We start from the raw sequence: 13,282 nt of genomic DNA on the forward strand, positions 1-13,282 counted from the left end.
TCGGCCGCATGACGAGGAGTAGCGTCGGCCTCATGTATGCGATCACGATTCCCGAACCTGGTGGACCCGAGGCGCTGGTGTGGGGCGAGGTCCCGGATCCGGTGGCCGGCGAGGGCGAGGTCCTGGTCGAGGTGGTGGCCAGTGCCGTCAACCGGGCCGACATCATGCAGCGCCAGGGCTTCTACGACCCGCCGCCCGGCGCGTCCTCCTACCCCGGCCTCGAATGCTCCGGCCGGATCACCGAGATCGGCCCCGGGGTGTCCGGATGGTCGGTCGGCGACGAGGTGTGCGCGCTGCTCGCGGGCGGCGGTTACGCCGAGAAGGTGGCCGTTCCGGCCGGGCAGCTGCTGCCCGTGCCCGCCGGCCTCGACCTGAAGCAGGCCGCCGCGCTGCCCGAGGTGGTCTGCACGGTCTGGTCGAACGTCTTCATGGTCGCCCACCTCCGCCCCGCCGAGACGCTCCTCGTGCACGGCGGTTCCAGCGGCATCGGCACCATGGCGATCCAGCTCGCCAAGGCCGTCGGCGCGAAGATCGCCGTCACGGCGGGTACCAAGGAGAAGCTCGACTACTGCGCCGAACTCGGCGCCGACATTCTGATCAACTACCGCGAGCAGGACTTCGTCGCCGAGATCCAGCAGGCCACGGATGGTGCGGGCGCCGACGTCATCCTCGACAACATGGGCGCCAAGTACCTGGACCGCAACGTCCAGGCCCTCGCCGTCAACGGTCGGCTCGCGATCATCGGGATGCAGGGCGGCATCAAGGCCGAGCTGAACATCGCCACCCTCCTCGGCAAGCGGGCCGCGATCAGTGCGACCTCGCTGCGGGCCCGTCCGCTCGGCGAGAAGGCGGCCATTGTCGCGGCCGTACGCGAGCACGTGTGGCCGCTGATCGAGGGTGGTCACGTGCGGCCGGTCGTCGACCGGGAGCTGCCGATGAGCGAGGCGGCGAGCGCGCACCAGGTGGTCGAGGACAGCGGGCACATCGGGAAGGTGCTGCTCGTCGCGCCGTAGGCCCGGCGGGTTCTAGCTCCGGCGCACCCGGAGGGCGATGAAGGCGAGGCCCAGGCCGAGCCCGATGAGGATCAGGCCGCTGCCCAGCGGCAGGATCCGCAGCACGGGCTCGGCGGAGCCCTCGGCGCGGCTGACGGTCTGGTGCAGGGGCTGGAGCGGCGGCGAGGACGGCACGGGTGCCGCCTCCTGGTCGGACGCGGAGTCTGCGGGAGCGGGACTGGCGGGACTGGCCGATTGGCTTCCGTCGTCGTCACCGTCCGCTTTCAGGCCGGCCGTGTCGTCGCCGTCTCCTCCGCCGCCATCCCCTCCTCCTCCTCCTCCGCTTTCGTCCTCGTCCTCGTCGGCGGTCGGTTCCGCGGTGCGGCCCGGCCGTTCCCGTCCTTCGCCCGCCTGGCTTCCGGCTCTGGAGGGGTCGGGGGAGGCGGGAGCGGGGGCCAGGGCATCACCTGGGCCGGGTGCGTGGGCCGGTGGACGCGGATGAGGTTGTGCGGGGAGGCGGCCGGTATCGGAGCCGGGGCCGGGGGAACCGGGACGGGAGCCGGGGCCGGAGTCACCGCCGGGCGCGGAAGCAGTCGTAGCGCGGGCCGCAGCCGTAGCGCCATCACCGCTGACGGCAACCACAGCCGTCGCACCCCCCACCTCCGCCCCATCCCCACGCCGTACGCCAGGACACCCCCGTAAGGGCCCACCACCGCACCCGTGCCCAGCACAAGCAGCAGTCCCGTTGTACGCAGCCATGGAGTCACGTGCGTGACCCCCTCCCGAGCCGAGGCGGCAAGATCGACGCAACCAGCGTCACATCGGCCGGACGCTCCGGCACTCCGGGTTCGGCCAAGCGGAAACGCTGGATCACCCTTCTAGGGGGGCACCACGGTGGTGAGGTGTACGAGTGCGAGAGAATGGCGGCATGGAGATGCCGAGGAACGAAAGGTCACCGGAGAAGCCTCAGATCCTGGTCGTGGGACAGGACGGGATGGCGCTCGGTGGCACCGGGGACGAGGACTCCCGCGAGATCCCGGTGACGGAGATGGTGGAGCAGCCGGCCAAGGTCATGCGGATCGGCAGCATGATCAAACAGCTTCTCGAGGAGGTGCGTGCGGCTCCCCTCGACGAGGCGAGCAGGGTGCGGCTCAAGGAGATCCACGCCAGCTCGGTGAAGGAGCTGGAGGACGGGCTGGCGCCGGAGCTGGTCGAGGAGCTGGAGCGGCTCTCGCTGCCGTTCACGGACGAGGCGATCCCGAGCGACGCGGAACTGCGTATCGCGCAGGCCCAGTTGGTGGGCTGGCTGGAGGGACTCTTCCACGGGATCCAGACCACGCTGTTCGCCCAGCAGATGGCCGCGCGGGCCCAGTTGGAGCAGATGCGCCGGGCCCTGCCGCCGGGTGCCGGCGACGGCACCGAGGAAGGGCTGCCGGGCGGCCGGGTAGGGGGGCCGTACCTCTAGGGATGTCCATGGGGGACCCCGACGAGTGGGGCCGGGATGCGGCGAGGACGACGGAGACAACATCGCGTGGAGCTGGCACCACTTCAACGGCAGCAGCTCCGGTGAGTCGGCGACCTACGACACGTCGGCGTCGTCGACGAACGGCATCGCTGCCGTGCGGGTCCAGGCCGGGGCCTTCGAGGGAAATACGCTGGAGACCATCTGCTCCAGCACTCTGAAGTACAACCCGTACAACTGACGGCTCAGCGGGATGTCAGTGGGGTGGGGCCGCTCGCGGCTCCACCCTGTACTCGTTACTGGGGCGGGTTGCCCGTCGAGACGCTGAGCTCGATCTCCGGCATCTTCTTCGGATCGACGTCCGTGCCGGCGGAGGGGAACTGATCCCTGATGGAGCCCTCGCCGTACGTGTTCTCGTCGACGGACGTGACTTTCACCTTCCAGCCCGCGGCCTGCAGGCAGGCCTTGACCGACCCGATGTACTTGAACTGGAAGTCCGGGACCTGGATCTTGGTGGGGTCGTTGTACGACTCCTGCGGCTCCGTGCACGCGGTCGTCTCGATCGTCTTCGACGTGTCCGGCCCGCGGTGACCCTCGACCGCGGTCGCCGATGCGCTCGCGCTGGAGCTGCTGCCGTTGCTGCCCTTCAGGTCGGCGGCGCCGCCGTTGGACATCGCCAGGGCCGTGATCAGCGAGCCGACCGCGACGAGAGCGACCACGATCGCGCCGATGATCACCGGCTTGTTGTTCTTGCCGCCGCGTCCCCCGGAGGCCGGCGTCGGGTGCTGCGGGTTCAGGTTGTACGGCGGCGGGGTCGCGATGCCCTGCTGCCCGAACCCGACCGAGGGCTGCGGCTGGTAGCCCGCCTGCTGCGGATAGCCGTAGGCCGGAGCGGGCGTGCCGCCGTAGGGACCCGGCTGGTACGGCGTCTGTACGGGGCCGGTGGGTGCCGGGGCCGCCTGGTCGACCGGCGGGAACACCGCGGAGGCGACGCCCGCGCCGCTCTGCGAGGGTGCGCCCGGCACGATGCTCGGGGTCGCCGCGTGCAGCGAGGACACGACGCGCAGACACTCGTCGCGCATGGCCTCGGCGCTGGGAAAGCGCTCGTTCGGGTTCTTCTTCAGCGCGCGGGCGACGAGCGCGTCCACGGCCGGCGGCAGGGAACGGTTGATCGAGGAGGGCGCGACCGGCTCCTCCTGCACATGCGCGTACGCGATGGCCAGCGGCGAGTCCGCGTCGAACGGGATCCGCCCGGTGACCAGTTGGAACAGCATGATGCCGACCGAGTACAGGTCGCTGCGCGCGTCCACGCCCCGGCCGAGCGCCTGCTCCGGCGAGAGGTACTGCGGGGTGCCGACGACCATGCCGGTCTGCGTCATCGAGGTGACGCCGGACTGCATGGCGCGGGCGATGCCGAAGTCCATGACCTTGACGACACCGCGCTTGGTCATCATCACGTTGCCCGGCTTGATGTCCCGGTGGACCAGGCCCATCTCGTGGCTGATGTCCAGCGCGGCCAGCACGTCCGCGGTGATCTTCAGCGCCTTGTCGGCGGGCATCGCGCCGAATTGCCGTACGTCCTCGTCGAGTACGGAGCCGAGCGGGCGGCCCTCGACGTACTCCATGACGATGTACGGCATCGTCGTGCCGTCGAGGGCGTCCTCGCCGGTGTCGAAGACCGAGACGATGTTGGTGTGGGTGAGTTTGGCCACGGCCTGGGCCTCGCGGCGGAAGCGCTCGCGGAAGGCCTGTTCCCGGCCGAGTTCGGTGTGCAGTGTCTTGATCGCGACCTGGCGGTCGAGCACCGAGTCGTACGCCAGGTGCACGGAGGCCATGCCGCCCTCGCCGAGCAGGTCGCGCAGTTGATAGCGGCCACCTGCGAGCGCGCGCCCCGCATACCGGCCCTGTGCGCCGTCCTGGCTCATGTTTCCGTGTCCCCCATCGGCGCCGGCTCAGTGATCGAATGTGCGATTCCCGGCCAAGTCTGCCGGAGGGCACTGACACGTCAAGCGCGGTGCCCGTTCCGTGACCGTACGCGAAAGAAGAGTCGTGGAAGCGTTACAGGTGCTGTACCGGCGGTACACAGAATTTGCACGACGGCGCGTGATACCGATTTGATGGCCGGTCCGTCTCCGGACGATTCCGGCACCGATCCCGGACCGGAGGCTTGCGCCGAGCCTGTAGCGTGGCCGACGGAGACCGTAACAACACCGCGCGCACCGCGGGCAGAAACGACGGCGAGGACTGATGGCACAGCAGCACGCTCAGGGCCCGTCCGACCCCGAGGCGGCTGGCGGCGGCGGAATGTCGGACGCACCGGAGCTGTGGGGCAACGGCGGACTGGTCGGCGACGGCCGGTACCGGCTGACCCACAGACTGGGCCGGGGCGGTATGGCCGAGGTCTTCGCGGCCGAGGACGTACGGCTCGGGCGCACGGTCGCGGTCAAGCTGCTCCGCTCGGACCTGGCCGAGGACCCGACGTCCAAGGCCCGCTTCACGCGCGAGGCCCAGTCGGTGGCCGGGCTCAACCACCACGCGATCGTCGCCGTGTACGACTCCGGCGAGGACTACGTGGGCGGCATGTCGGTGCCGTACATCGTGATGGAGATCGTCGAGGGCCGCACGATCCGCGACCTCCTCCTCAACGCCGAGGCGCCTGGGCCCGAGCAGGCCCTGATCATCGTCTCCGGGGTGCTGGAGGCGCTCGCCTACTCGCACCAGCACGGCATCGTGCACCGCGACATCAAGCCCGCGAACGTGATCATCACGCACAACGGCGCCGTCAAGGTCATGGACTTCGGCATCGCGCGCGCCCTGCACGGGGCGTCCACGACGATGACGCAGACCGGCATGGTCATGGGCACGCCCCAGTACCTCTCGCCGGAGCAGGCGCTCGGCAAGGCCGTCGACCACCGCTCCGACCTGTACGCGACGGGCTGCCTCCTCTACGAACTCCTCGCGCTGCGGCCCCCGTTCACCGGCGAGACGCCCCTGTCCGTGGTCTACCAGCACGTCCAGGACATCCCGGTCCCGCCGTCCCAGACGTCGAACGGCGTCTGCCCGCCGGAGCTCGACGGCCTCGTCATGCGCTCCCTGGCCAAGGACCCGGACGACCGTTTCCAGACGGCCGAGGAGATGCGCGGGCTCGTCCAGTACGGCCTGCAGATGCTCTACGACCAGGGCGGCCACACCGGCACCTGGAACACCGGGCCCGTGACCGTGGCCAACGGGCAGGGGACCCCGCCCGGGGGCTTCGCCGGTACGACCGCGATGCCCCAGGACGCCTCCGGCACCACGCAGATCCCGCAGCCGATCCTGCCCGGCGGCTACGGCAACGGCGACGACGGCGGTTTCGAGGGGCACGGCAACCACGGCAACGGCCGCGGCAAGCTGTGGATTCTCGCCGTGCTCGCGGTGATCGCCATAGCGGCGGGCGTCGCGCTGGCGCTGAACAACACCGGCAACGGCAGCGGCGGTTCGGGCACCACCCAGTCGCCGACCACCTCGCAGTCCGCGACCGACGACACGGCCACCGAGACGCCGAGCGACGATACGACGGCCTCGCCGACCGACACGAACACGGACGACAGCGGCACGAGTTCCGGTTCGCAGTACACGCCGACGCCCACGCCCTCGTACACCCCGACCGAGACGGCCACCGAGGAGCCGTCGAACACGCCGACCCCGTCGGCCACCAAGGAGCCGTCGAACACCCCGTCCGCGACGACCTCGGCGAACCCGACGGACACGGGTGGCACCGGTGCCGACGGCGGTACCGACGCGGGCACTGTCGCGGGCGCCCTGGGCGGCGGCTGACCCGGCTCGGATCACCGGCACCAAAGAAGTTCACGCGTGCGTGCACCCCGTAACAGGGGTCCACGCGCGCGTGCTGTTTTTCACAGCCCCTATGGGGCGCTCTCCGCGAACGCCTCGCACACCGCGTCGTACTCCCGCGTCCACCACACGGCGAGTGCCGAGGCCGCCGGGAACTGGGGGTCCGCGCGGGTGTCGCCGCGTTCGTAGTGCCAGCGCAGCATCCAGAAGTCGTTGAGCCGCTCCCACCACACCCGGTGCACGGCGGCGGCGAGTTCGGAGGGCGAGGCGCGCGCCGAACGCCGGTACGCGTGCGCGTAGGCCCGCACCTTCGGCAGGTCGAGGGCACCGTCGGGCCGTACGAAGAAGATCGCGGCGGCGCGTACGGCCTCCTCCGCGCGGGGCTGTACGCCGAGGCGGTCCCAGTCGACGATCGCGGCGGGGGCGTCGCCCTTGTAGAGCAGGTTGAACGGGTGGAAGTCCCCGTGCACCCACCCCACGGAGGCCCCGCGCGGCGGACGCCGGTCCGCGTGCCGTTCCAGCAGCTCCCGCCGCTCCAGGAGCCGGTGGCGGGCCAGTTCGTCGAAGGCGTCGGCGGGTTGGTGCCGGCGGACGTGCCCGAGGAGGTCGTCGATGAGGGCGAAGGTGTCGGCGGGGTCGGCACCCGGCGCACACTCCTCCCGGCGCCCCGGCATGACCCGCTCCAGACTCGCGTGGACGACCCCCAGCAGCGCGCCGAGGCGTCCGCACTGGACGGTGGTCAACTGGCCGCCGTGGCGGTGCCTGCCGTCGATCCAGGGGTGCAGGGCGTAGGCGTGACCGCCGACGACGGCGACCGTACGGCCGTCGCGGGCGGGCAGCGGGGGTGCCACGGGGACGCCGAGGTCGGCCAGGCGGCGGGTCGCGGTGTGCTGGCGGGCGATCGCCGCCGGGTCCGCGGTCTCGGGGTCGAAGTGGTGTTTGAGGAAGTAGCGGCCGCGGGTCGTGCGGAGCCGGTAGCCGCGGTTCAGCAGGCCCTGCTCGACGGGATCACAGGTGACGGCGGACCCGGCGGCGTACTGGCGGAGGAGGGCGCCCAGCGGGGGCGCGTGGAGCACGGGGGGTGGTACACGTAAGGGCGGCACGCGGCCGATGCTAGGGCACGGGACGGGCCCTTGAGCTGCGGTTTGTCACAGAAAGTCACCGCTCGGTCGTCGATGGTCACTTTCGGTCACAGGGGGTGCCCGAAGTGCCGTTCCAGGCCGTCGTCCGTCGAGTGCACGGTGCCCAACTGCGGCTCGATGCGCAGATAGACCGGCTCGTACGACGCGCCGTCCACCGTGGCCGGAGCGGGGCCGAAACGTTCGACCTGGTCGGCCGTCGGCTCATGGGTCTCGCACGCGCCCACGACCTGCACGGACCACAGGCCCTCGTCCGGTCCGGCCGAGCCCAGGTTGTCGGCCCCGTAGGCGACGACGCTGCCCACGCACGCGTGGTGGTAGCCGTGGCTCCGGGGCATGCGCAGCAGCAGCCGGCCGTCCTGCACGATGTGGCTGGCGAAGGCCAGGAAGGGCAGTGCCCGCAGGGTGGTGGCGACCCTGCCGTGATCGGTGCGGGCGAGCAGGTCGACGGCGAGCTGTTCGGCGCCGGGCTGTGCGTCGATGGACATAGGAACACTGTCGGCCGGACCGCGTGCCCAGGGGAGGGGTCTTTGGTCCCTAATGGGGTCCCAATGGTGCCGAATCGATCCCCAGGGGTCTCAATGGCGCTGCTGCTCGACCTGTCTGCGCGCCACGTAGGCCGCCGCCTGCGAGCGCCGCTCCATGCCGAGTTTGGACAGCAGACTGGACACGTAGTTCTTGATGGTCTTCTCCGCGAGGTGCAGCCGTTCGCCGATCGCCCGGTTGGTGAGCCCCTCGCCGATCAGGTCGAGGATTCTGCGCTCCTGGTCGGTGAGCCGGTCGAACTTGTCGTCCTGCTTGGCGCCGCCGTTGCGCAGCCGCTCCAGGACCCGGGCGGTCGCCACCGGGTCGAGCAGCGACTTTCCGGCCGCCACGTCCCGTACGGCGGTCAGCAGTTCGTTGCCCCGGATGGCCTTCAGGACGTACCCGGAGGCGCCCGCCATGATCGCGTCGAAGAGAGCCTCGTCGTCCGCGAACGAGGTCAGCATCAGGCACTTCACGGACTCGTCCCGGGCGCGGATCTCGCGGCACACCTCGACACCGCTGCCGTCCGGGAGCCGTACGTCGAGAATCGCCACATCCGGGCGCGTGGCCGGGATCCGCACCAGCGCGTCGGCCGCCGTACCGGCCTCGCCGACCACCTCGATGTCGTCCTCGACCGAGAGCATCTCGTGGACACCCCGGCGGACCACTTCGTGGTCATCGAGGAGAAATACGCTGATTTTTCCGTCTCCACGCACGCGGTAAGTCTCACATACGGGCTCTTCCCGTGCCCGAGGTGGGCGAGATAACGTGCCGTTGTTCCGGCCCCCTGCAAGGCTGTGACCAGGACTTGTTCCCGACTTTCGCGATTTACTTGGAAATCCAAGCAAAAACGCAGGTCAGGAGGGGTTTCACAGAATTGTGGAGCACTGGGTAACGTGCCTTTTGCAGGGCGCTCGCCGGGGCACCTGTCACGCCTGTTCCCGACGAACCGCACCCACCCTGTGCGTCCGTGGGGCGCAGGTGAGCCGCACTGGCACCCGGCGAACCCGGGGAGCCGGACCGACGGAGGAGCACACGTGACCGTGGAGAGCACTGCCCCGCGCAAGCCGCGACGCAGCGCCGGAAGCAAGGCCAAGGGCGCCGACCCGGACCTCGTCCAGCTGCTGACGCCCGAGGGCAAGCGAGTCAAGAACGCGAAGACCGCCCCGTACGACAAGTACGTCGCCGGCATCACCCCCGATGAGCTCCGCGGCCTGTACCGCGACATGGTGCTCACCCGCCGCTTCGACGCCGAGGCCACCGCCCTGCAGCGCCAGGGCGAGCTGGGCCTGTGGGCGTCGCTGCTCGGCCAGGAGGCCGCCCAGATCGGCTCCGGGCGGGCCACCCGCGAGGACGACTACGTCTTCCCGACGTACCGCGAGCACGGCGTCGCCTGGTGCCGCGGGGTCGATCCGACCAACCTGCTCGGCATGTTCCGGGGCGTCAACCACGGCGGCTGGGACCCCAACACCAACAACTTCCACCTGTACACGATCGTCATCGGCTCGCAGACGCTGCACGCCACGGGCTACGCGATGGGCGTGACCATGGACGGCGCGGACAGCGCCGTGATCGCGTACTTCGGGGACGGCGCCTCCAGCCAGGGCGACGTCGCCGAGTCGTTCACCTTCTCCGCGGTCTACAACGCCCCGGTCGTGTTCTTCTGCCAGAACAACCAGTGGGCCATCTCCGAGCCCACCGAGAAGCAGACCCGTGTCCCGCTCTACCAGCGCGCACAGGGCTACGGCTTCCCGGGCGTCCGCGTCGACGGCAACGACGTCCTGGCTTGCCTCGCGGTCACCAAGTGGGCGCTGGAGCGGGCCCGCAACGGCGAGGGACCCACGCTGGTCGAGGCGTACACGTACCGCATGGGCGCGCACACCACCTCCGACGACCCGACCAAGTACCGGGCCGACGAGGAGCGCGAGTCCTGGGAGGCGAAGGACCCGATCCTGCGCCTGCGCAGGTACCTCGAAGCCTCAAACCACGCGGATGAGGGATTTTTCGCGGAACTGGAGACGGAGAGCGAGGCGTTGGGCAGGCGAGTGCGCGAAGCGGTCCGTGCCATGCCGGACCCGGACCGGTTCGCCATCTTCGAGCACGTGTACGCGGACGGGCACGCGCTCGTCGACGAGGAGAGAGCCCAGTTCGCCGCCTACCAGGCGTCGTTCGCGGACGAAGAAGGGGGTAAGTGACATGGCGGAGACCGCGACTTTCAAGAACCTGCCGCTGGCCAAGGCGATCAACGAATCGCTGCGCGCCGCCCTGGAGTCCGACCCCAAGGTCCTCATCATGGGCGAGGACGTCGGCAAACTCGGCGGCGTCTTCCGCGTCACCGACGGCCTCCAGAAGGACTTCGGCGAGAGCAGGGTGGTGGACACCCCACTCGCCGAATCGGGCATCGTGGGCACGGCCATCGGCCTCGCCCTCCGCGGCTACCGCCCGGTCGTCGAGATCCAGTTCGACGGCTTCGTCTTCCCGGCCTACGACCAGATCGTCACCCAGCTCGCCAAGATGCACGCCCGCTCCCTGGGCAAGGTCAAGCTCCCGGTCGTCGTCCGCATCCCGTACGGCGGTGGCATCGGCGCGGTGGAACACCACTCGGAGTCCCCCGAGGCGCTGTTCGCGCACGTCCCGGGCCTGAAGATCGTCAGCCCGTCGAACTCGTCGGACGCCTATTGGATGATGCAGCAGGCCATCCAGAGCGACGACCCGGTGATCTTCTTCGAGCCCAAGCGGCGCTACTGGGACAAGGGTGACGTCAACACCGAGGCGATCCCCGACCCCCTCCACAAGGCCCGCGTGGTCCGCGAGGGCACGGACCTCACCCTCGCCGCCTACGGCCCGATGGTGAAGCTCTGCCAGGAGGTCGCCGACGCGGCCGCCGAGGAGGGCAGGTCACTGGAGATCCTGGACCTGCGCTCGGTGTCCCCGCTGGACTTCGACGCGATCCAGACCTCGGTCGAGAAGACCCGCCGCCTGGTCGTGGTCCACGAGGCACCGGTGTTCTTCGGCTCCGGCGGCGAGATCGCGGCCCGCATCACGGAGCGCTGCTTCTACCACCTGGAGGCCCCGGTGTTGCGGGTGGGCGGCTATCACGCCCCCTACCCGCCGGCCCGCCTGGAGGAGGAGTACCTGCCGAGCCTGGACCGGGTGCTCGACGCCGTCGACCGCGCTCTGGCGTACTGAGGAGAGGGTCGTGACGACGATGACTGAAGCGTCCGTACGCGAGTTCAAGATGCCGGACGTGGGCGAGGGTCTCACCGAGGCGGAGATCCTCAAGTGGTACGTCCAGCCCGGCGACACCGTCACCGACGGCCAGGTCGTCTGCGAGGTGGAGACGGCGAAGGCGGCGGTGGAACTGCCCATTCCGTACGACGGGGTGGTCCGCGAACTCCGGTTCCCGGAGGGGACGACGGTGGACGTGGGGACGTCCATCATCGCGGTGGACGTGGCGGGGGGCGCCCCCGCTGAGGCTCCGGTGGAGGCTGCCACCGAGACACCGGCGGAGGAGGCGAAGCCCCCGGCCCGTACGCCGGTGCTGGTGGGCTACGGCGTCTCCACGTCCGCGACGAAGCGCCGCCCCCGCAAGGGCGCGGAGATCCCGGCGCAGGAGGCGTCGTCGGCGGCGATGGTGGCGGTGGCGGCCGTACAGGCGGAGCTGAACGGCCAGGCGACCGGGACCGCCGCCGTGCGGTCCCGCCCGCTGGCGAAGCCGCCGGTGCGCAAGCTGGCGAAGGACCTGGGCGTGGACCTGGCGACGGTGACCCCGTCGGGCCCGGACGGTGTCATCACACGCGAGGACGTGCACGCGGCGGTGGCACCGGCACCGGTGCAGGCCCCCAAGCCGGTCGCGCCTTCGGCGCCTTCCGCGACGTACGACACGACCCGGGAGACCCGTATCCCGGTCAAGGGTGTCCGCAAGGCGACGGCGGCGGCGATGGTCGGTTCGGCGTTCACGGCACCGCATGTCACGGAGTTCGTGACGGTGGACGTGACGCGGACGATGAAGCTGGTCGAGGAACTGAAGCGGTCCGACAAGTACGGGATGCAGGGCCTACGGGTGAACCCGTTGCTCCTGATCGCCAAGGCCCTGCTGGTAGCCGTCAAGCGGAACCCGGACATCAACGCGTCCTGGGACGAGGCCGCCCAGGAGATCGTCCTCAAGCACTACGTCAACCTCGGCATCGCGGCGGCGACCCCGCGCGGCCTGATCGTGCCGAACATCAAGGACGCCCACGCGAAGACGCTCCCGCAACTGGCTGAATCGCTGGGTGAGTTGGTGTCGACGGCGAGGGAAGGCAAGACGTCCCCGGCGGCGATGCAGGGCGGCACGGTCACCATCACCAACGTCGGCGTCTTCGGCATCGACACCGGCACACCGATCCTCAACCCCGGCGAGTCCGCGATCCTCGCGATGGGCACGATCAAACTCCAACCGTGGGTCCACAAGGGCAAGGTGAAGCCGCGTCAGGTGACGACGCTCGCGTTGTCCTTCGATCACCGGTTGGTGGACGGGGAGTTGGGCTCGAAGGTGCTGGCGGATGTGGCGGCGATCCTGGAGCAGCCGAAGCGGCTGATCACCTGGGGGTAGGGGTCGGGGGCCGCGCATCTCCGTGAGGGGTGCGCGGCTCAGCCCTGTTGCGCCGGGGCCCCGTAGTCGGCGCGTGGCGTACTGAGCCGGTCGGCGACCAGCGCGAGCCAGCCGCTGGGTGAGTACGGCGCCGGTGGGTCGACCTCCATCCCCAACTCGGCTACGGCGAGGGCGTAGTCGGACTCTTCGATGTCCAGGGCGAGCAGTTCGTGCAGTTCGCCGGTGAGGCGGGCGACGAGTTGTGGGTCGGTCGAGGTCCGGTAGTCGTCGATCGCCGCGTCGTGGTTGGCGAACTCGTCCGGCATGTCCTGGGAGAACCATCCGCCGAGGAACTGACCGAGTTCGGGGAAGCGGGCGTGCCACTCCCAGTGGGTGGCGGGGGTGGCCGGGGGCGGGACCTCACCCTCCTCGACGCTGTGCTTGATGTGGTCGGCGAGGCAGTACATCCATTGCTGGATCTCGCCCTCGGGGAGCCCCACGTCCGGCATGGCGTAGAACTCGCCGAGGCGCAGGCGGAGTCGGCCCGGCGGATTGTCGGCGTACTCCCGCAGTTGCCGCTCCGCGATGGCGAGGGCCCACGGTCGGCTCTGCCAGGTGTGGCGCAGGTAGGCGACCAGTGCCTCGCTCGGCTTGTCCGGTGTGTCGTCGGCCGGCTGACCGGCGTAGGCGCGGATCACCTGGTCCAACTCGCCGTAGCGGCGGTCGTGTTCGAGGGGGCTCAGGGGCACGGGGATCA

The 13,282-nt window shown here is 70.2% G+C and carries 14 protein-coding genes; 8 read left to right on the top strand and 6 right to left on the bottom strand.

The annotated features are described in order from the left end of the window. The first annotated feature begins 32 nt into the window (after positions 1-32). Positions 33-1,013, top strand: a complete 981-nt coding sequence (locus ACFWP5_RS24550; RefSeq protein WP_384160350.1) for an NAD(P)H-quinone oxidoreductase — start codon at positions 33-35, stop codon at positions 1,011-1,013. A gap of 12 nt (positions 1,014-1,025) precedes the next feature. Here the strand turns inward: ACFWP5_RS24550 and ACFWP5_RS24555 are convergent, their stop codons facing one another. Beyond that, entirely contained in the window at positions 1,026-1,187 is a 162-nt protein-coding gene (locus ACFWP5_RS24555) for a hypothetical protein (RefSeq protein ID WP_384160352.1), read from the bottom strand. 60 nt (positions 1,188-1,247) lie between these two features. Here ACFWP5_RS24555 and ACFWP5_RS24560 point away from each other — a divergent pair, with 60 nt between their 5' ends. The 3 genes from ACFWP5_RS24560 (at position 1,248) to ACFWP5_RS24570 (ending at position 2,695) form a co-directional block, all read left to right on the top strand. After that, a complete protein-coding gene (locus tag ACFWP5_RS24560; protein ID WP_384160355.1) occupies positions 1,248-1,694 on the top strand; it encodes a hypothetical protein in 447 nt (148 codons plus the stop codon). Positions 1,695-1,920: 226 nt separating this feature from the next. Further along, complete coding sequence (locus ACFWP5_RS24565) at positions 1,921-2,457, top strand: bacterial proteasome activator family protein (protein WP_384160358.1); 537 nt, start codon at positions 1,921-1,923, stop codon at positions 2,455-2,457. Between the two features lie 25 nt (positions 2,458-2,482). After that, positions 2,483-2,695 (top strand): hypothetical protein, encoded by a 213-nt coding sequence (locus ACFWP5_RS24570; protein WP_384160360.1) that lies wholly within the window; start codon positions 2,483-2,485, stop codon positions 2,693-2,695. 55 nt (positions 2,696-2,750) lie between these two features. Here the strand turns inward: ACFWP5_RS24570 and ACFWP5_RS24575 are convergent, their stop codons facing one another. After that, on the bottom strand, positions 2,751-4,379 hold the full coding sequence (locus ACFWP5_RS24575; RefSeq protein WP_384160363.1) for a protein kinase: 1,629 nt from the start codon (positions 4,377-4,379) through the stop codon (positions 2,751-2,753). Between the two features lie 322 nt (positions 4,380-4,701). Between ACFWP5_RS24575 and ACFWP5_RS24580 the strand changes: the two genes are divergently transcribed. Continuing rightward, positions 4,702-6,270 carry a protein kinase gene (locus tag ACFWP5_RS24580; RefSeq protein WP_384160366.1) on the top strand — a complete coding sequence of 523 codons (1,569 nt, stop codon included), beginning with the start codon at positions 4,702-4,704 and terminating at the stop codon, positions 6,268-6,270. An 89-nt stretch (positions 6,271-6,359) separates the two neighbouring features. Here the strand turns inward: ACFWP5_RS24580 and ACFWP5_RS24585 are convergent, their stop codons facing one another. The 3 genes from ACFWP5_RS24585 to ACFWP5_RS24595 form a co-directional block, all read right to left on the bottom strand. Continuing rightward, positions 6,360-7,364, bottom strand: a complete 1,005-nt coding sequence (locus tag ACFWP5_RS24585) for a phosphotransferase (protein ID WP_384160370.1) — start codon at positions 7,362-7,364, stop codon at positions 6,360-6,362. 113 nt (positions 7,365-7,477) lie between these two features. Next, complete coding sequence (locus ACFWP5_RS24590) at positions 7,478-7,915, bottom strand: pyridoxamine 5'-phosphate oxidase family protein (protein WP_384160372.1); 438 nt, start codon at positions 7,913-7,915, stop codon at positions 7,478-7,480. 90 nt (positions 7,916-8,005) lie between these two features. Then, on the bottom strand, positions 8,006-8,668 hold the full coding sequence (locus ACFWP5_RS24595; RefSeq protein ID WP_384160375.1) for a response regulator: 663 nt from the start codon (positions 8,666-8,668) through the stop codon (positions 8,006-8,008). A 321-nt stretch (positions 8,669-8,989) separates the two neighbouring features. Between ACFWP5_RS24595 and pdhA the strand changes: the two genes are divergently transcribed. From pdhA to ACFWP5_RS24610, 3 genes are read left to right on the top strand one after another with little or no spacing between them, the layout of a single operon-like run. Continuing rightward, positions 8,990-10,147, top strand: a complete 1,158-nt coding sequence (pdhA, locus tag ACFWP5_RS24600) for a pyruvate dehydrogenase (acetyl-transferring) E1 component subunit alpha (protein ID WP_384160378.1) — start codon at positions 8,990-8,992, stop codon at positions 10,145-10,147. Position 10,148: 1 nt separating this feature from the next. Then, positions 10,149-11,141, top strand: a complete 993-nt coding sequence (locus ACFWP5_RS24605; protein ID WP_384160382.1) for an alpha-ketoacid dehydrogenase subunit beta — start codon at positions 10,149-10,151, stop codon at positions 11,139-11,141. Between the two features lie 10 nt (positions 11,142-11,151). Beyond that, positions 11,152-12,546, top strand: coding sequence for a dihydrolipoamide acetyltransferase family protein (locus tag ACFWP5_RS24610; RefSeq protein ID WP_384160385.1), 1,395 nt, complete (start codon positions 11,152-11,154; stop codon positions 12,544-12,546). 38 nt (positions 12,547-12,584) lie between these two features. Here the strand turns inward: ACFWP5_RS24610 and ACFWP5_RS24615 are convergent, their stop codons facing one another. Continuing rightward, positions 12,585-13,274, bottom strand: a complete 690-nt coding sequence (locus ACFWP5_RS24615) for a contact-dependent growth inhibition system immunity protein (protein WP_384160388.1) — start codon at positions 13,272-13,274, stop codon at positions 12,585-12,587. Between the last annotated feature and the right edge of the window lie 8 nt (positions 13,275-13,282).

It is taken from the genome of Streptomyces sp. NPDC058469 (assembly GCF_042721125.1).
Lineage (GTDB): Bacteria > Actinomycetota > Actinomycetes > Streptomycetales > Streptomycetaceae > Streptomyces.